The organism is Acetobacter senegalensis (assembly GCF_001580995.1).
Classification (GTDB): Bacteria; Pseudomonadota; Alphaproteobacteria; order Acetobacterales; family Acetobacteraceae; genus Acetobacter; species Acetobacter senegalensis.
This window is the reverse complement of the sequence record NZ_LHZU01000119.1, coordinates 1-17,038: the sequence shown is the minus strand read 5'-3', so window position 1 is coordinate 17,038 and position 17,038 is coordinate 1. Positions and strand designations below refer to the sequence as shown.

At 58.7% G+C, this 17,038-nt stretch carries 16 protein-coding genes; 4 read left to right on the top strand and 12 right to left on the bottom strand.

The window, feature by feature from the left end:
* Positions 1–17 precede the first annotated feature (17 nt).
* Genes terL through AD948_RS06230 form a run of 3 tightly spaced genes read right to left on the bottom strand, consistent with a single transcriptional unit; the run spans position 18 to position 2,730 of the window.
* A complete protein-coding gene (gene terL / locus AD948_RS06240) occupies positions 18–1,538 on the bottom strand; it encodes a phage terminase large subunit (RefSeq protein ID WP_061471148.1) in 1,521 nt (506 codons plus the stop codon).
* A complete protein-coding gene (locus AD948_RS18640) occupies positions 1,486–2,280 on the bottom strand; it encodes a hypothetical protein (protein WP_248845939.1) in 795 nt (264 codons plus the stop codon). The genes terL and AD948_RS18640 overlap by 53 nt, the downstream gene beginning before the upstream one ends.
* Before the next feature lie 42 nt (positions 2,281–2,322).
* Positions 2,323–2,730 carry a hypothetical protein gene (locus tag AD948_RS06230; RefSeq protein WP_050942382.1) on the bottom strand — a complete coding sequence of 136 codons (408 nt, stop codon included), beginning with the start codon at positions 2,728–2,730 and terminating at the stop codon, positions 2,323–2,325.
* A 719-nt stretch (positions 2,731–3,449) separates the two neighbouring features.
* On the opposite strand from AD948_RS06230, the gene AD948_RS06215 reads away from it, so the two are divergent.
* The gene (locus AD948_RS06215; RefSeq protein ID WP_006559625.1) at positions 3,450–4,841 is read left to right on the top strand and encodes a PQQ-dependent sugar dehydrogenase; all 1,392 of its coding nucleotides are present in this window, start codon (positions 3,450–3,452) and stop codon (positions 4,839–4,841) included.
* Here AD948_RS06215 and AD948_RS06210 read toward each other — a convergent pair.
* The 6 genes from AD948_RS06210 to AD948_RS06185 all read right to left on the bottom strand — a co-directional run bounded on the left by AD948_RS06210 (position 4,838) and on the right by AD948_RS06185 (position 9,025).
* The gene (locus AD948_RS06210; protein WP_006559624.1) at positions 4,838–5,020 is read right to left on the bottom strand and encodes a hypothetical protein; all 183 of its coding nucleotides are present in this window, start codon (positions 5,018–5,020) and stop codon (positions 4,838–4,840) included. The two genes, AD948_RS06215 and AD948_RS06210, sit on opposite strands and share 4 nt — an antisense overlap.
* A 182-nt stretch (positions 5,021–5,202) precedes the next feature.
* Entirely contained in the window at positions 5,203–5,682 is a 480-nt protein-coding gene (locus tag AD948_RS06205; protein ID WP_061471146.1) for a lysozyme inhibitor LprI family protein, read from the bottom strand.
* A 55-nt stretch (positions 5,683–5,737) separates the two neighbouring features.
* Positions 5,738–6,328 (bottom strand): hypothetical protein, encoded by a 591-nt coding sequence (locus AD948_RS06200; RefSeq protein WP_156478961.1) that lies wholly within the window; start codon positions 6,326–6,328, stop codon positions 5,738–5,740.
* Positions 6,329–6,729: 401 nt separating this feature from the next.
* Positions 6,730–7,461 carry a hypothetical protein gene (locus tag AD948_RS06195; protein ID WP_061471145.1) on the bottom strand — a complete coding sequence of 244 codons (732 nt, stop codon included), beginning with the start codon at positions 7,459–7,461 and terminating at the stop codon, positions 6,730–6,732.
* Between the two features lie 2 nt (positions 7,462–7,463).
* Entirely contained in the window at positions 7,464–8,273 is an 810-nt protein-coding gene (locus AD948_RS06190; RefSeq protein WP_061471144.1) for a hypothetical protein, read from the bottom strand.
* Positions 8,270–9,025 (bottom strand): hypothetical protein, encoded by a 756-nt coding sequence (locus AD948_RS06185; protein WP_061471143.1) that lies wholly within the window; start codon positions 9,023–9,025, stop codon positions 8,270–8,272. The genes AD948_RS06190 and AD948_RS06185 overlap by 4 nt, the downstream gene beginning before the upstream one ends.
* A 157-nt stretch (positions 9,026–9,182) precedes the next feature.
* Here AD948_RS06185 and AD948_RS06180 point away from each other — a divergent pair, with 157 nt between their 5' ends.
* Positions 9,183–9,896 carry a LexA family transcriptional regulator gene (locus AD948_RS06180; RefSeq protein ID WP_006559616.1) on the top strand — a complete coding sequence of 238 codons (714 nt, stop codon included), beginning with the start codon at positions 9,183–9,185 and terminating at the stop codon, positions 9,894–9,896.
* On the opposite strand, the gene AD948_RS06175 is transcribed toward AD948_RS06180, so the two are convergent.
* Positions 9,859–12,561, bottom strand: a complete 2,703-nt coding sequence (locus tag AD948_RS06175) for a M16 family metallopeptidase (RefSeq protein ID WP_061471142.1) — start codon at positions 12,559–12,561, stop codon at positions 9,859–9,861. The two genes, AD948_RS06180 and AD948_RS06175, sit on opposite strands and share 38 nt — an antisense overlap.
* Before the next feature lie 404 nt (positions 12,562–12,965).
* Here AD948_RS06175 and AD948_RS18635 point away from each other — a divergent pair, with 404 nt between their 5' ends.
* On the top strand, positions 12,966–14,705 hold the full coding sequence (locus AD948_RS18635; protein ID WP_061471141.1) for a Hint domain-containing protein: 1,740 nt from the start codon (positions 12,966–12,968) through the stop codon (positions 14,703–14,705).
* A 39-nt stretch (positions 14,706–14,744) separates the two neighbouring features.
* On the opposite strand, the gene AD948_RS06165 is transcribed toward AD948_RS18635, so the two are convergent.
* Positions 14,745–15,470: a LysE family translocator gene (locus tag AD948_RS06165; RefSeq protein WP_061471140.1), complete on the bottom strand. Its 726-nt coding sequence runs from the start codon at positions 15,468–15,470 to the stop codon at positions 14,745–14,747.
* Positions 15,471–15,876: 406 nt separating this feature from the next.
* Positions 15,877–16,056 carry a hypothetical protein gene (locus AD948_RS06160; protein WP_058987301.1) on the bottom strand — a complete coding sequence of 60 codons (180 nt, stop codon included), beginning with the start codon at positions 16,054–16,056 and terminating at the stop codon, positions 15,877–15,879.
* Positions 16,057–16,675: 619 nt separating this feature from the next.
* Here AD948_RS06160 and AD948_RS06155 point away from each other — a divergent pair.
* Positions 16,676–16,960: a hypothetical protein gene (locus AD948_RS06155; RefSeq protein WP_156478960.1), complete on the top strand. Its 285-nt coding sequence runs from the start codon at positions 16,676–16,678 to the stop codon at positions 16,958–16,960.
* The last annotated feature ends 78 nt before the right edge of the window (positions 16,961–17,038 follow it).

The window sequence follows — 17,038 nt, the reverse complement described above, 5'->3', positions numbered from 1 at the left end:
GTTTCCTATTTTCCTTCTCAAATTCGGGCCAGAAAAGTGCGGTTGAAGGTGGGGAGTGGTGTGGTTTCTGTGAGCGCTGTGAAGGCTCCGGCGGCGGCATCGACCTGATCATCATGTGCGGCGGCGGGGAAGGCTGCGAGTTCTTCCAGAAAAGCCGGGGTCCATGCGGCACGCAAAGCGAGGACATTCCCGGCATTGACCTGTGCTGCAAAAGGTGCTGCGCGGGTGGCTTTGTCTCCACTTTCGCGCACGGTGCGGACACGGTAGCCCGCTAGTCTACCGGTGAGGTAACGGGCCTGCGCCACGCCTGCCTGTCCGGGGTCCTGGGGCAGGATGATCTCGGTTTGCGGGCCGTCCTGCGCGGCGGTGGCGAGGATGGCGGCTTCAACCTGTGCGGGGTCTCCGCGCAGACGGGCGACATCCGCCACGCAGAAGCGGCCATCTGACAGCCGCATCATTTTGACGCCCACCGTCCAGTCCGCATTGGGGCGCGTGCTGGCGCGCGTGGCGGCCAGATCCCACCGGCGAACGGTGGCTTTGCCAGACATGGGGGTCGGTGCGCGATCAGTCGTGAAAGGGCGGGCCGGATGAGTGGGGTCAGATTGGGTGGGGAAAGACCCTATTGGAATGGCATCCACCACGGAAATGAAAGCTGTTTTGAACAAAGCGCCTTCTGCTGGCGTGGGGTTTTGCTGATAGAGCGCGCTCCACTCCCGCGCGCCGATGGCCAGGCGGATGTGGGCGAGGTCTTCTGCCGGGAAGGCCTGCGGCCACAGAGACGCGCCAATGGGACGACCCAAGGCATCCTGCGGGCCAGCGAGGGCAGGAAGAGAGAGGACATCCCATGCCTCGCCGGTGTTATTCTGCATGTCATCCAGCAGGCGGCCTGCGAGATCATCCGGGGACCAGCGGGTCATGACCAGCACGATGGCACCGCCGGGCATAAGGCGGGTGCGCAGCACGGCGCGATACCAGTCCCACACGGCGGCGCGGCGGGTTGGGCTTTCCGCTTCCTGCCGGTCTTTTATGGGATCATCCACAATGGCGAGGTGCGCGCCCTTGCCTGTCAAGCCGCCGCCAATGCCCATTGCGGCATAAACGCCGCCCGCGTTGGTATGCCAGACATCACGCGCGGCGCTATCTGCCGCCAGCGTGACAGAAGGGAACAGAGCGTGGAAGCGGCGGGAGGCCACAAGATTACGCACATCACGCCCGAAATCCTGCGCCAACGTGGCTCCATAGGATGCGGATATGACCTGTTTATGGGGGTGACGACCAAGATACCATGCCGGAAAACGCCTGCTGACAAGCTCGGATTTTCCATGCCGTGGGGGCATGAATACCATCAGACGTGTGATGGTGCCACGTTCCACTGCATCCAGTTTCTGACAGAGCAGGTGGTGGTGAGCTCCAGACTGGTAGCCGGGCATGGTGTAGCGGGTGAAATCCAGCAGATTCTGGCGTGCATGACTGCGATTTTTCAGTTCAGCCTGTGCGTTCTGACTGACCTGCCTGTGCAAGGGCATTGAGTTCATCATCCGTGAAATCTTCAAGACCTTTGCGCACAACCGCGTTCATGGACAGGCCCGCAAGTTTGGGGTGCAGGTAAGGGGCTGCCACCTTTGCGGCATCGAACTGTCGGTCCGTTATGGTCTCGTCCCCCTGCATGACACGGGTGAAAATTTCCAGCGGCGTGACGGGCGGTGCAGCCGACGGAAGAGGTGCAGGAGAAGACGCGAAGGGAGCGGATGGTTCAGCGGCAGGCGGTTGTGGTGGTGGAGCGACGGTCTGCGTGGATGGTTGTGGAGTGGGTGGCGCTGGTTCCGATGCTTGGGTGCGTGAGGACGGCTGGCGGGAAGCGTTTTCTGTGGGCCGGGTGGAGAGTGGCGCGGAGGCGCGGGCTGAGGCTGAGGCTGAGGCTGAGGCTGAGGCTGAGGGAATGGTGGGGGTATCGGGCAGCAGAGGCAAGAGTAGAGACGAGCCCTTGCTTGGCGGAACAAGTGAACTGGGTTCGGAAGGTGCTGGTTGAGGGGATAAGGAGAGATCAGGACCGGCATCGCGGGGTTGTGGTGCGCCTGTCGCTGTGAAAGCGGGCGTGGCTGCAACAGAGTGGGCCGAGGTGGTGGAACGGGTTGTTCGCCGTTTGCGAGGGGCTGGCTTTTTGGTGGGAAGTTGTGTGGCAGGTGCGCCGTGGGGGAAAAGAGATGTGTCTTCCCTTGTCTGCATGGCGGGCGGCTGTGGTGAAAGGGTTGCCGGACGGGCTGGGGGATCTTCCTGCAAAACGGAGGGGTCCGGGTTTTTCCGTGATAAGGCCATGAACAGTCAGGAAAACACGATATGGAGCGGATGCCGGGGCAACCGGATATGGGAGGCTGCCAGAGCGTAGGGCGGTTTATGCGGTGTTTCCGTACGGCGCTGGAGCAGTTCCGTTGCCAGAGCGGCGCGGGCGTGGCGGAAGCAGGAACGGCTGAGAGTGCCTATTTTCTGCATCCCCTGCCCTGCGAGGCGGCGTACCGGGCGGCATTGCACGACATAGTCCCCCATGCAGCCGAGGTGCAGGCCATCCTGCCATGGAAGGGGGACATCCGCGCGGTGACGGGGAGCCCCCGCGGGCTGGAGAGGACAGAGCAACAGGTGCGTGCCCTGATGATGCATGATAACCCAGCGTGTGTGGGAGGTTCGCACAACGTCTCCACACGCAAGGGCCGCAGGGGATGCAGACACAGGCATGCAAACTCCTGAAAAAACAGAGAGCGGGGCAAGTGGAGCGGGAGGGCTCCGGGCGGCTTTTTTGTGAGGATGACCGTTCTCTAAGCCTGACCACGCGCGCTGGCAAACGCCTTTTGGCGGGATGGATTCTGCGTTTTTCAGGCGTGGATCAAAGCGGGGCTGAGCCTAACAGACCTGTGAAGAGAAAACGGGTTTTTGTGTTTTTTCTGGCTGTTAGGGCACATTTCATTTCGGTTTGTGCGGGGAGGATGGTGCGTTCTCATGTTATTACACAGATAAGTGATATGCGTTTTTTAGATAAATCCACATAATGACCTCAAGCCCCGCACAAGAGGGTGTCTGACACAACAACGCTGTGGATCAACCACAGGATCTGAAGCCCACTCCCTGCCTGTCTCTCCCACAGGCATGCCGGGTTTAGCCCCTGCCCGGCAGTCACTTCCCGGCTTTACACTGGCGCGTTGGCTCTCCCTCCTTCTGCAGGCGCGCCAGTGTAACGGCTCCAGGCCACGCTGCATTCCGTCTTTCCCCTTGAAGACGCAGTCGTGGCCTGGCGTGGGCTTTTTTGCAACGGCCATGTGGAACGCAATGAAAGAAACACCGTTTATGCCCTAAAGTTTTTCTTTCTCTGCTCCATAAGGCCCGCAGGCGCCCATCCCCTTTCATTCAGGGGATAGCGGAGGCAGCCTGACACGGCACCCTGCAAAGGATACACCATCATGAACCGAACAAGCCGGTATCTTCTGGCGGCAGGACTTGTTGTTCTGGCTTTGGGAACAGCCACATATGCCGTGGTGATGCGGCCGGAACGGGCCAGACTGCCCATAAGCGAGAGCATGGGTTCCCGCCCCAAACTGCCGCAGCCCAATGCCACCCTGGTGCCCACGGTGAACATTGCCCGCCCCGTTGGGTGGAAAGAGGATGAAGCCCCCCACCCCACCACGGGGCTTGCGGTCAAGGCGTTTGCCAGAGGGCTGAACCACCCGCGCTGGCTTTACACCCTGCCCAATGGGGATGTTCTGGTGGCGGAAACCAACAGCCCCGGCACGGATGCACCCGGCCTGAAAAAGCGGATTGCGGGGCTGATACAGGGTATGGCGGGCGCGGATACGCCCAGCCCCAACCGGATTATGCTGCTGCGCGACACGGATGGAGATGGTGTGGCGGATGAGCGCACCGTGTTTCTGGACAAGCTTTATTCGCCCTTTGGCATGGCGCTTGTGGGAGACAGTTTTTATGTGGCCAACGCCAATGCCATCTGGCGTTTTCCGTATCAGGACGGTGAAAAATCCATCACGGCTGCGGGGAAAAAGGTGGTGGATCTGCCTTCAGGCTATAATCACCACTGGACCAAGAACATTCTGGCCAGCCCGGATGGACAGTATCTTTACGTAACGGTGGGGTCTAACAGCAATGTGGGGGAAAACGGGCTGCCAGCGGAAGAAGGCCGTGCGCGCATTAACCGGCTGACGCTTGCCACGGGTGAGATGACACCGTACGCCACCGGGCTGCGTAACCCGAACGGTCTGGCGTGGGACCCGCAAAGCGGTGCGCTGTGGGCCGTGGTGAACGAGCGTGACGAAATTGGCAGCGATCTGGTGCCCGATTACATAACGGCTGTAAAGGAAGGCGCTTTTTACGGCTGGCCCTACAGCTATTACGGTGGCCATGTGGATGAACGCGTGCAGCCACAGAACCATGATCTGGTCAGCAAGGCGGTTGTGCCGGATTATGCGGTAGGCGCGCATACAGCCAGCCTGGGCATTGCGTTCGGACAGAACAGCACCTTACCGGAAATCTGGCGGAATGGGCTGTTTGTTGCCCAGCACGGATCATGGAACCGCAGGCCGAAAAGTGGCTACAAGGTAATATTTGTGCCGTTTCAAAGCGGTGCACCCAATGGGCCGCCGGTGGATGTTCTGACGGGCTTTTTGACCGCGGATAAAAAACATGCCCATGGCCGCCCGGTTGGGTTGGCACTGGACCACACCGGCGCGCTGCTGGTGGCGGATGATGTGGGCAATGCCGTGTGGCGGGTAGCCGGTGTGCCGGAACAGCCTCAACCGCAGCAGGCTGCCGCCCCGGAACCCCAGCCACAGATGCAGCCTTAATCATCCTCCGGGTGGCGGGCAGCGGTGCGGGCGACAACAGCGTTGGCCTCCCGCACTGCACGGCCTTCATCCCCCGTGCGCTCCAGACACTCATTGGCAACCTTTGCCCATAGGGACTGGAGCATTTCCGTTGTGGCCTTGTGCGTGTGGTGTTGGGCGTCATCAGGTGTCCAGGGCATGAGGATTCTCCGTGAGTAAAAAAGAGGCGCGTTGGCTAGGCCCTTACTTGAGGTGGAGTCAGGCGTTTTTTAAGGGTGAAACCGTAAATTTGAAGCCTCCCTTCTGAGGTCGGAAGGCGTGGAGAGAAAAATCCAACGTATGGCTCCACAAGAAGCTCCGCCAGCCGGACTGGACTGACGTTTCATCTGTTGTGAGTATTATCACCCGGAAGGTCGGTCTCTGGGCTGGGCAACACGGGTGGGGTGCTGTCCTGAAACGTCAGCCAGTTCTGCCATATGGTGTATGTGCGCTGGCGGGTCAGGCGTCTTTCACACCCCAGTTGCATCATGACCCGGAGTGTACCCTGCTGCCAGTTTGTAAATACGGCGCCGCATTCAGCGTCCCGATAAGCCTTCCATGCGGTTTCTGAGTGCTGGAAGGCTTTCTGGCTCTCTTTCAGAACCTTTACTGTGTCATCATCTTTTGTATCGGTGATCTGTTTCTGAAGAAACGCAAGTGCGGCCTTGGCATATTTCTGATGCGTTGCTTCGTCCTGCGCCAGTGCATCGCCCTCGCACTGGTTCATCTCAATCGTGTTGGTACCCGGGCATGATGTTGCTGCTGCGTGCGCCTGTGCTGCGCATAAGAACGCCAGAGCAGAAAGCACTGCGAAGCGAGACATATGTCCCCCTTTCACGACATGAAAAGCCTTGGGCCAGACGAGCGCTTGCGCTGTGCTACGGCGAGGGCAAAGTGGTGGCAGGCGCGGCTGCCTTGCGCGCCATGCGGGCTTGTTTTGCGGCTTTGCGGGCGTTTTCTTCAAACGCTTCCAGTTGCTCAAGCAACAGGGCGCACTGGGCGGCAATCTTGCGTTGGGCGGAACTGGCGGAGAGTTGCGGAAACAGGGCTGCCCCCATGGCGCGGAAAGAGAGTTCATCTACCAGCATCATGCGTAAGCGTTGGTGGGCGCACAGGCCAAGCGCTTCCCGCACGCTTGTAATACGCGCAACAGCTTTGCCCCGCACCATCTGCCAGGAAACTGCATCATGTTTTGTAAGAGTGCTTGGGCGGTGGTCCTGTGAAAACTCCTTATAATCACAATAACCAAACACATAATCCTGATACCAGCGTTCAGCGGAATCGGCGGCGGATTGGGTGATATCCCCCGCGTTCAGAAGCGCCTGCACGGTACGGCGCACACGCATGGGGTGCGTGCCCACAAATTCAGAATGGGTCAGCCGTTCTGGTGTGGGTGCCACTTCCATGACAGACGGTGGTGTGGCGGACCGCAGGGAAGAGGCAGTGGTGCGGTTTTTCCTGAGTGTCATGAAAAATCCTTTCTCATCTGTTTGTTTTCACTCTCTTTGTGGAGAGTAATGTTCGGATTGGCTGGTGCAGAGGTCGCGCTACGAGGAGGTAGAGGGGTGTGTGGTCCGGTTATCTGGTGCGTGCTGTGAGGCTGATTATGGAATGGTGCTTCTGTGCTTCCGGCTGAGAGACATGGTTTGGCTGGCAGGTTAGTGGTGTGTCGCACCGGGCAAAATGTGGAATACGAACCAGTGGGTGCTGATCGCGGGTTTTGGTTATGAGAGATGACGGCTGCGATGCCGGGTGTGCTGGAAAAGGCATGGGATGCTGGTTCTGTGATGCTGGCTCTGGTTTTGGTTTTGGTTTTGGTTTTGGTTTTGGAGTGAAGGATGGAGGGCGTTGAGTGCAGATGCAGGCCTAATTAATGGATGGGCGGCGTGGCGTGGGTTTGGGGTGCTGTGGTCTGGGATATGGTGCTTTGGAGTGTGGCGTCACTCTGGGAGTGCAGGCGGAGCAGAGCGCGGCATCCTTCTGCATCCCGCCTGATGGTTTCAGCAAAGGGCAGCAGCAGGGTGCGGAGTTCGTTGGGGCTGGGCCAGCGGGCGCCGGTGGGGTAGCCGTTGCGGGGTGGTTGCCGTGCCCATGCAAGGCGGGCGTCCCGCCCCCATGCGCCTGACGGGATATCACCACACACCTCAAAAATGGCGCGGCATTGGCTGGCGGCGGTTTCAGCCCCCGGCGGGTTGGTGACAAGCTGACTGAGTTTTTTCAGCCACGCAGCAACATGCAGTTCTGTAACAGGCTGGAGCGCGTGCTGCACGAGCCCCCATTGCTGCCGTATGGCCTCCATCATGTCCGGCGAAACATCGCGCACTGTGAGCGGTACGCCAGCAGCCCGTGCCGCAAATACGGCACGCAGGGCAGGTGTGGCAGGCGTATAGCGGGTGGGTTGGAGTGCCGGAGATGTGTGGGGTGTTCCGGAAAAAGATGCTTGTAACAAAGTATTTTCTGCGTTTTCTGACTGATCCATCCATGGCGCTCTGGCAGCGCACGGCGCATTGCGTGTTCCAGCGTGCGACGTAGCCGCTGGGGTGCTGGCATTTGGCAAGCAGGCTCCGGCGTTTTCCGACTGTGCGGCGAAGAAATGCAGCATGATCACACGCCTTCCATATCGGGCACGTTCTGCCATGCGGCCAGCCGCTGAGCATGGGGTGAGGCAGAAGCGGGATGAGCCATGGGCTGGGCCAGTTCGGCCACGCGGGCACGCACCTTGGCTTCTATCCATGAAACAGGTTCTGCCGGGTTGAATGCCGCACATTCGGCTAGCACTGCCAGCAGGCAGGCGGCATCATCATGCAGCATTTTCAGCCATTTCCCGAGAAGGGCACGGGTTGAGCGCTCTGGCCGCCCTGTTGCTTTCTGCAAAAAACTTAGCCCGTGTTTAAAAAGATGCAAACGCACATCATCGTTCGGCCCGAACGCAGTGAGGGTACAGTCTGCTTCTGACTCTGCCTCTGCTTCTTGGTGTTTATGGGGCGGGCTTAACCCCTCCCCCACACCCGCGGGCTGTGTGGAAGGCGGTGAAGATGCAGGTGTTTGGCTGGCGGCTTTCAGGCTGGGATTACCGCCCGTGCGGCCCCATGCAGCCCCTTGGTCTGACACTGCTTTATCGCGCAACAGGCGACGACTGTAGATACAGCCTTCAGGCGTGGTGCTGAACACCCCGGCGTCCCGCAGTTCTGCCATCAGGCGCGCGATCTGCCGTTCTGCCACACCCAGCATAAGCGCAAGCTGGCGCGAATGCAGGGGCCGGTGATTGACGCATAGATGGCCGTAGGGTTCGCCCTCATGCATCAGGCACAGCAGGCGCATCCACAGCCCCTGCGCGGCCAGCGAGCACAGGCGGAGTGCCGGGTCTCGTTCATAATCCTGCCACCAGAATTTGGACCAGAGACGCTTGCTCATGCCTGTGCCTTTTCAGGAAAAGTGCCGTTATGCGCACGCGTGTTGTGAAGCATGGCGTTGGGGCATCTGGACACGCTGTGACCGGTTGGGGTCAGGCTCTCATTGCCCGGACACGCATCTGTGTGGTGCGTCTTTCTGTGGCGCATGGCGGTCTGGTGGCCGGATGCGGGGCTGGCGTTTGTGGGGGGCGGTTCATCTGTTTGCCAGTGTTCCAGCCCACGCCACAGGCCACGCAGGGCGATGGGGTGGCCGGGAGGAAGGGGTTCGGCATCCCGCAGGGGTTCGTTCCATTCGTCCTCATCTGTTGCAGAGGGGGCGGAGGCAAGGCGGGCGTGTTCGTACCGCATGAGCGCCTGACGCACGCTTTCCATGCAGCGGCCTGTGTGGCGGCCGATCTGACGCAGGGAACGCCCGGCGCGCCGCAGGGCGACCATTTGCTCAAGCAGGGTGACGCTGGTGCCCGGACGGGCTGCGGCCTGACACGCGACATCTGCCGCAGCGGTGGGATGAGGCGATTCGGAGAGGGATAAATCACACCCACTTGACGGCATGAGAGAGCGGGTGTGACGCATCATATCCTCCGTGGTGGAAGAGGCTGCCGATGCCTGTTGACGGGGGAGGCCGTGCGTGGACGAAGCAGTGCCGCGCGGTTGCGCCATTGGTCGTGATGACACTGAAGCAGAACGCGGATTTATGGAAGACATATCAATATGATAGAGAGGTGTTTCACGCACAGGCTGAAGAACAGGCATGGAGGCTTTTCCGTTATGAAAGCTGGTCAGGAGCCCCCGGCCTTGAGGTGGGAGGCTTAAGGGGAACGCTAGTGTGACCAGTCCCTCTTGGTCAAGCAGAAATGGTGTGATATATCCCTTTTTGATCTTGCTTCGTTCTTATGGGATACCTCCCCCTATGATACGCTCCCCTGTTGCTGATGAACTTGAACGGCGCATGGCGCTGCTGGGCCTGACCCAGAAGGCTCTGGCCCGCAATGCTGGCGTGGGCGATACCTACGTGCGCGATATTCTGAAGGGGAAATCCCGCAATCCGGGGGGCGAGAAGCTTGAGCGGATTGCGGCCATTCTGGGCTGCACGGCGCGGGACCTGCTGTTTCCTGCCCATGCGCGCGGGGTGGCCGAACAGGATAAGCCCGCCCGTTATACCCCGCCATCGGATATGCCCAGCGTGTGTGTGGAACTGAACCCGCCCGGTTATGTGGCGGTGCCGTTCATTTCACTGCGTGCGGGCATGGGTGGCGGCGGGTATGTGGAAGATCAGCTTCTGGGGCGCCCCAAGTTTTTTGAGGAAGAGTTTGTGCGCGGCACCCTGCGCGCCCACCCGGCGGATTTGCGGGTGATAGAAGTTGAAGGCCAGTCCATGGAGCCGATGCTCAAGAATGGAGACATGGTGCTGGTGGATACCCGCAAGGTGTCCATTATAGAGCCCGGCATTTTTGTGCTGTTTGATGGCGATGGCGTGGTGTGCAAATGGGTGGAGCGGGCCCATGAGGCCACCGAACCCATGATCCGCATTAAATCTGAAAATCCGCGCTTTTCTCCTTATGAAGTTCCGGCCGAGATGGTGCAGATCATTGGCCGTGTGGTGTGGTTTGCCCGGCGGCTATAGCGGGTGCTGGTTCGGGCGGCCTGGGCCCATAAATGAAGGTGGAGAGGGCATCTGGGTGAACCTCCCGCTCAAACACGGCGCGGATCTGTTCCGGCGTGGCGGCGGCCACGGTTGAGATGTCACGATTGGGTTGATCAAGAGGCAGATCGTGGCTGATGAGGAAAAGATCGCGACTGGCAATGCTGTTGAGTGAAGCTGTTCCGAAAGGCTGGGTGCGAAGATAGCCCCCTTTGACCCGCGCCAGTTCTGCGGTGCTGACGGGGGTTGTCTGCATATCCTTCAGCAAAGACCGCGTCAGGGTTTCTGCCAGCGGCACCTTGGCGGGATCGGCCCCGAACGAGACCTGAAAGGTGCCTCGGGTTTCATCCACGGAGGTCGCACTGCGCACGCCATAGACATATCCGGTCTTAACCCGCAGCGCCTGATAGAAGCGGGAGGGAAAACCGAGGCTCAGGATCTGGTTCCCCAGAGAAAACACCATTGTGTCCGGCTGCCCCAGCCGGAGCCCAACCGGCTGGAGGAATTCAACCATATCCTGTGTGCGGCCTTCTCCCTCCATCTGGAGGGAGACAGTCGGGATATCGGGAAGCGGGGAAAAAACCACATCCGGCTTGGGGCCGCTTGCATGCCAGTTTCCGAACGCGGCCATGACCGCCGCTTTTGCAGCATCGGGTTCGATATCCCCAATCACTTCAATAACCGTCATATCAGGCCGGTAGGCTTTCTGGAAAAATGCCGTGACATCATCCCGGTTCACGCTGCGGATGGTCTGGGGTGTTGCCTGCCGTAATTGCGGATCATTGGGTGGCAGCAGGCGTTCAAGTGCTGCGCGCTGGAACATGTGGTTCGGGGTTTGCAACAGGCCTTGCCGGGCAACCGCCAGTTTCTCCCGCACTGTGGCAAGATCGGCCTCACGGAAAGCGGGATTCAGTTGGGTGTCTGCAAGCAGGGCCAGAGTGGCGGGAAAATCCTGCGTCTGGGCCGCGGCCCCGAACCTAGAACCAATCCAGAGCGAACTGCCGATATCATCTGATCGTTTTACAATACTCAGCCGATCATGCTCAGGGGTGCCGTAGAGCAGAAGTTGAGACGTGAGGGAGGCAACACCATCCTTGCCAGCGGGTTCTTCCAGCGCCGAGTTGATGCGGACCATCCCGAAGACCTGAATGGTATGGGACGCGTGGTAAGGTCGGACGATCAGCCGCAGCCCGTTTGGCAGGGTGGAAACGGAGCGCGGCAGAGGCCATTGCGGCGCGGGTGGCATAGTCAGCACGGATTGCGCCCAGTCTGGCAGCGGAACCGCGCCCACTGGTTTATCCCCAAACGATTCCGCACCGCCGAACCCTTTATCCTGCGTGGGAGGAATGTTGCCCTGCGGGAGCGAGATCTGGGTAATGGCGTGATCTGGGTCCAGATAGCGAACCGCAAGCGCGTTTACCTGTTCTGGCGTGACGGACGCATAGGCTTTTGTAAGGGCCTCCGGGCTGCTGACGCCCCATTCCGCCACGGCCATGGTCCAGGCGTGGGTCAGGCCGGCAATGCTGTTGCGTTCAAACTCGGCCCCTTTAAGGCGCGCCCGCTTGGCGGCCTCCACCAGATCAGCCGGAATACCGTGGGCGCGGTACTCAGCAAGAACTGCGTTCAGATTCGCCTGATAAGAGGCAGGATCCTGCCCACGGGGGAAAGAAATGGAGGCTGTAAGAGCGGCGTTATTGGCTGTTCCGGCGTAAAAGAATGATGTTCCGAGACTTTTGCCATCCAGCCCCAGCACACCGAGCTTGCTGCGGCTGTTTGAGATGGCATCTGCCAGAATGGCCAGTGCGGGGGCATCAGACTGATGCAGGCCGGGCACGCGCCACCCGATGGTGATTCGCCCGACCGCGGCATCCGTGGGGGCGGTGAGCGTGCGGGCGGTGGGCTGTGTGAGGGGAACTGTCGGGCGCGCCGGAAGGGGGCGGGAGGGTATTGTGCCGAAAGCCTGCTGCACCAGTTTCAGCGTGGCTTTGGGCTGAACATCCCCCACAACAAACAGGATGGCGTTATTGGGCGCATACCATGCCTGATAGAACTGGCGCAGGCGTTCTGGTGTTGTGGCATCAAAAGACTGGCGTGTGCCAAGGGCGCTCCACGCAAAAGGAGTGCCCTCAAACAAGGCTTCGTCAAACTGCTCCCTTGCCCGCATCACGGAGCTGGAGCGATCGCGCGAGACTTCCTGCTCAATAGCCCCGCGTTCGCGCGCCCATTGGGCTGGATCAAGCGAGAGGTTCTGCATCCGGTCGGCCTCGATATGCAGCATGACGCCGAGATCAACCGGGGCGATATCAAACACATATTGCGTCTGCTCGTAAGCGGTGAAGACGTTGGCACGGCTGCCGGTGGCCTGAAAAATACGGCTTAACTGATCATTGTTAAGGGTGGACGTACCACGGAACATCATGTGTTCCAGCGCGTGCGCCGTGCCGGGGAAATCGGCTGAGGCGGCTGTGGAGCCTGCCAGATAGACCAGCCGCGTGGCCACCATAGGGGCCAGTGCATCGCGCACAATCACCACACGTAATCCGTTGGGAAGGGTTGCCTGCACCACACCGTCTTCCGCCAGGGCGGGGCTTGCAAAGCCTGTTGCGGCCAGAAACAGCCCGATCTTAAGTGTTTTGATCCAGCGCATTATCCCCTCCCCGGCTTCAGCGTCTGTAACACTGGCGGGAGGGGGGGGGCGTATTTCAATTTTATGATGGTTTTGCCGCCGCAGCAGCCCGCCCTTTCAGCGCCCTGACCACCGCAGGCAGGAGGAACGGAGTGGCCTTAAAACAGCCGCTTCAGGGGAGCGGTTTCTGATTTTTCCGGGTGGCCTTTCACCCGAAACAGTGCGTGGTGCGAAACAGCGGCAGCATTTCTTCCTGATGACAGAAGCATTCTTTCCTTTTCGGGGACGATAAAGCCTGCCGCGCAAATGCGACTTTTTTGCGTTTGGAAAAATTAAATATATTTAAGGACCAAATTACTCCTGTTTCTCACGTTTATTTGATATTGGTGATGCACGAACTGTTTGTTAGGAAAGTATTGACGCGTATGGCAATCTGGATTGGCACAAGCACTACAGTCAACAAAAGCTGGTCAAATAGCGAAAACTGGACAGATCTCGGTGGCGGCAATTCTGGCGTTCCGACCACATGGGAAGGGATCACAGTCAATAACGATGCCGTTGTTGATCTGCCTGCATCCTATTCTTCATCAGGCACGTTGACTGTTAACGGCGACGCCACATTCAATAGTGCGGACAGTGGCAGCAGCCTTAGCTTTGGCTCTGCCTCCTTTGCTTCCGGCAGTAATCTGACACTGAATGGCGTTTCTGCCACTTTTGGTGGCGGAGCCAAGGGAACAGGCACCATCACCCTGGAAAACGGGGCTTCGCTGAAGAGTTCTAACGGATCGGAGATCGCTTCTACCGTTATCTTCAAGCAGAACACGGATGCGACAGGGGCCGTTCTGGGCAACACGCTGACCATTGATTTCAACGGTGGCACAGCGAACCAGATTCCCTCCATTCAGAATCTGAGCACCTACGACAAGATTGTTATTGCCGGAACCGGCTCTACCGCCGTGACGCTGAGCATGACCGCTAACGGAGACGGGACGTATTCTCTTACCGGAACCATTCCGGCTTGGGGCAACAAGACTTTTGTGATCTCCAGTTCCGTAACGCTGGCGGGCAATCTCACCCCAAGCGACTTCACGGTCACAACCGATAGCGCCAACACCACTGTGGTCTGCTTTCTGGCGGGCAGCATGATCCGGACCCCGACGGGTGATGTGGCGGTTGAAGACATCCGTGTGGGGGATGAGGTTGTGGCTTACATCAACGGGGAAGCCGTGGGGCGCCCGGTGGTCTGGGCGGGGTGCAAGCGCGCCACCGTGCGGGCGCATCTGCCGGATGATGAAGCCGGATACCCGGTAAGGGTGAAGCAGGATGCCATTGCAGAGGGCGTGCCTTACAAGGACATGCTGATCACGCCCGACCATTGCCTGTTTTTTGACGGCCGGTTTGTGCCGGTGCGGATGCTGGTAAATGGCACCTCCATTTTTTATGACCGGAGCATCCTTTCTTACGATTACTATCATATCGAGACGGATGAACACTCGGTCATTCTGGCGGATGGCATGTTGACGGAAAGCTATCTGGACACGGGCAACCGCATGAGCTTTCAGCAGGAAGGCATCGTCGCGCGCCTTGGTAGCCGCACCCTGAACTGGGCTGAGCATGCGGCTGCGCCGCTGGAGGTCTCACGCGCCTGGGTGGAGCCGCTTTTCCACGCTCTTGCCGCGCGGGCCGGTCTGACTTCGGCGGATGCTCCTGCTGTGGTGCATGATGCTGACCTGCACCTGCTGACCAACACAGGCACCGTTGTGCGCTCCCTGCGCGCGCAGAACGGGCGTTCGGTTTTTCTGCTGCCGCCGGGCACGCACGCTGTGCGTATCCTCTCCCGCACCAGCCGTCCGGCAGATGTGATCGGGCCGTTTGTGGATGATCGTCGCCAGTTGGGTGTGCTGATTGGCGAGATTACGCTGCTGAACGGGCAAAACCGGCACAGTGTGCGGGAGCATCTGACAGTCAGTGATCTGTCTGGCTGGCATGGTCTGGAAAACGAGCAGATGCGCTGGACCGGCGGGAATGCGGACTTACCGTTGCCCGAGCTTGCGGAAAACGGTTCCGCGCGGAATGGCCTGACACTTCTGATACTGGAAACTGTTGCGGCAGGCCCGTATCTGGTGGACAGGGCCGAACATGGCGAGGCTGCCCGCTGCGCCTGAGCCTGCCTGCCCACCCTTCACGGTGGGCAGAACGGGATGTCACAGCCGACCACGCAGCAGAACGCCGCCGAACCCCATGAACACAACGCCTGTGACGCGATCAAACAGTTTCCGCAGATCAGGCCGTTGCAACATGCGGGAGAGGCTGGTTCCGCCAAAAGCGTAGAGGCTGTACCAGAACAGTTCCAACGCGAGAAAGGTCAGGATGAGCACCAGAAACTGTGGCACCCGAGCCTCATGCGGGGAAATGAACTGTGGGAAAAATGCTGTTGCGAACAGTAACAGTTTGGGATTGCTAAGCCCCACAAAAAACCCATCACGCCACAGAACACGCAGGGACAGATGAGGGTTGGCCATGGCGGCAGAGAGTGTTTCTGCGCCGCTATGGGTGCCATGCTCGCCCGGCACCAGAGAGACACCCGTATTGTCTGCCACCCCGTTGCCATCTTGCATGGAGGGGGATGCTGCTTCCGGCACGGCCCCTGCCCCGCGCCACGCCTTGATGCCCAGATAGATCAGATAAAGCGCGCCAGCCACACGCAGCACACCAAACAAACGGGGGGCTGCGGCCAGTGCGGCCCCTAACCCGGCGGCGGAGAGGCTGAGCACCACCACCAATGCGCTCAGGCAGCCAGCCATGGTCATGGTGCACCGTTTGATCCCGACCTGTGCGCTACGGTTGAGCACATGCAGCATGTTAGGCCCCGGAACGGCGCAAAGAAAAAAGACGATACCGCTAAACACCCACCACACATGCCAGGACATGGGCTGCTCTTTCCTGTTTTTATATTGGAAGCGCATCGTATCGCACATCCTCAGGAAACGCTATGTGGCCTGCGGTCTCTCTTCAAATAAAGGAATCTGGAGCACTTTCTATCCTGCTTTCTCAGGAAAGTGCCTGCTTTGTCCCTATGTGTCTGCCCCGGGAACCCGGCAGGGGCAGAGGGCTGGGGCGTTCGCCACGTGTCAGAAAGATCGGTCTCCTTCCGCGTTTTTTAGGGAATTAATGGGAAGCTGTTTGAAAAATCTGTCAAGTTGATCAGGTAGTTTTTGATGGCCCTTTGCGCGGAGTTACCCCCGTTGGCTGCGTATTGCGCCGTCAAAGCCGTTTTTCTGCCGCGCATATATCTTCCTGCCCTTTCCTGCTGATTTTTCAAACAGCACCGTGCAATCAGAACAGGGCACGATCTGGAATAGTGCCTTCATCTGGCGCGATGTTTGAGACAATCTTGTTCAGAGAAAGTTTTCCGTCTGCGCCGGTCATATCTCCGTTTGCACAGCCGGAAAGGGCGGGGGCCAGGGCGAGTGTGAGCAGGGCGAGACAGATCGCTTTTTTGTTTTTTCCGCTCATGTCTTTTCATCCTTTATGTCTTACGGTTCGACCCAAGGATGGGGACTGATCCCCCGGCCCGCGTGCAGGCTCATAACTGTCAACGCGTGGCAGAAGGAATGTTCAGTCTTAACCGTCATCCGTGGTGTATCTGAGCCGGACTGTATAAAGAGCCATCAAGCAAAGCAATGTGTGTTACAGAATTATTACAGTAATTATTGTGTATATATTCATAAGTATGATTTATGATGATGTAAAATTTAGAATATTTTTAATATTGTTTTATTTTCTCCATTAATTTGTCGTCGAAATTCGTATGATATCTGGCCTTCTCCGGGTTGTATTTTTTTTGACCCGCTAGAAAGATGATGTTTTTTCTTCATTATAAGAGCATGATGCGTCATACGCGTTGTATGAAGGTCTGTTATTACAGAGATCACAGTAGCATTAGGAAAGAAGAGAAAAAGAAACTGCGCGAGAATAACAGAACACAGATCAGCCATTCCGCACATGAGGATCAGCGTGTGCGGTGGTTCCTTCCTTGGCAGATTAAGCCGGGCTGTTCTGATGCGTGTGTGCTGGCGTGGTCAGCGTTACAGGGGAAGCGCCTCCCCCTTTGTGCCGCAACGCGAGACTGATAATGCCGACGAGTAAGATGCGTCCGTTACAGGATGATTTACGCCACATGCCCCTGCCCGGCAGTGCGGCGTTCAGGCTTGATCAGGCGGAGCAAGATTGCCGTGACCTTGAAGCCATAAGCGACCTTTTGCGGAAAACGGCTGGTTCTATTACGCCCATCATACAGCGGCTGACCTATGGCACCCTGCCGCTGGCCGTGAAGGAAAGTTGCATCATGCTGGAAGCTCTGGCGGAAGAAATTGAGCGCGATGATGTTGCGACAGTGCAGGAGGCGGCTGCTCTGTGACAGGCCGTGAGCGTAACAGGCCGTAAATGGCGCGATGGGCTTTGGCTTTGGCTTTGGCTTTGGCTTTGGCTTTGGCTT

Excerpts from the sequence above, each read along its gene's own strand:
- terL (WP_061471148.1), bottom strand. The coding sequence starts at position 1,538 with ATGATGAACTCAATGCCCTTGCACAGGCAGGTCAGTCAGAACGCACAG.
- AD948_RS06230 (WP_050942382.1), bottom strand. The coding sequence starts at position 2,730 with ATGCCTGTGTCTGCATCCCCTGCGGCCCTTGCGTGTGGAGACGTTGTG.
- AD948_RS06215 (WP_006559625.1), top strand. The coding sequence starts at position 3,450 with ATGAACCGAACAAGCCGGTATCTTCTGGCGGCAGGACTTGTTGTTCTG.
- AD948_RS06210 (WP_006559624.1), bottom strand. The coding sequence starts at position 5,020 with ATGCCCTGGACACCTGATGACGCCCAACACCACACGCACAAGGCCACA.
- AD948_RS06205 (WP_061471146.1), bottom strand. The coding sequence starts at position 5,682 with ATGTCTCGCTTCGCAGTGCTTTCTGCTCTGGCGTTCTTATGCGCAGCA.
- AD948_RS06200 (WP_156478961.1), bottom strand. The coding sequence starts at position 6,328 with ATGACACTCAGGAAAAACCGCACCACTGCCTCTTCCCTGCGGTCCGCC.
- AD948_RS06195 (WP_061471145.1), bottom strand. The coding sequence starts at position 7,461 with ATGCTGCATTTCTTCGCCGCACAGTCGGAAAACGCCGGAGCCTGCTTG.
- AD948_RS06190 (WP_061471144.1), bottom strand. The coding sequence starts at position 8,273 with ATGAGCAAGCGTCTCTGGTCCAAATTCTGGTGGCAGGATTATGAACGA.
- AD948_RS06185 (WP_061471143.1), bottom strand. The coding sequence starts at position 9,025 with ATGCCTGTTCTTCAGCCTGTGCGTGAAACACCTCTCTATCATATTGAT.
- AD948_RS06180 (WP_006559616.1), top strand. The coding sequence starts at position 9,183 with ATGATACGCTCCCCTGTTGCTGATGAACTTGAACGGCGCATGGCGCTG.
- AD948_RS06175 (WP_061471142.1), bottom strand. The coding sequence starts at position 12,561 with ATGCGCTGGATCAAAACACTTAAGATCGGGCTGTTTCTGGCCGCAACA.
- AD948_RS18635 (WP_061471141.1), top strand. The coding sequence starts at position 12,966 with ATGGCAATCTGGATTGGCACAAGCACTACAGTCAACAAAAGCTGGTCA.
- AD948_RS06165 (WP_061471140.1), bottom strand. The coding sequence starts at position 15,470 with ATGTCCTGGCATGTGTGGTGGGTGTTTAGCGGTATCGTCTTTTTTCTT.
- AD948_RS06160 (WP_058987301.1), bottom strand. The coding sequence starts at position 16,056 with ATGAGCGGAAAAAACAAAAAAGCGATCTGTCTCGCCCTGCTCACACTC.
- AD948_RS06155 (WP_156478960.1), top strand. The coding sequence starts at position 16,676 with ATGCCGACGAGTAAGATGCGTCCGTTACAGGATGATTTACGCCACATG.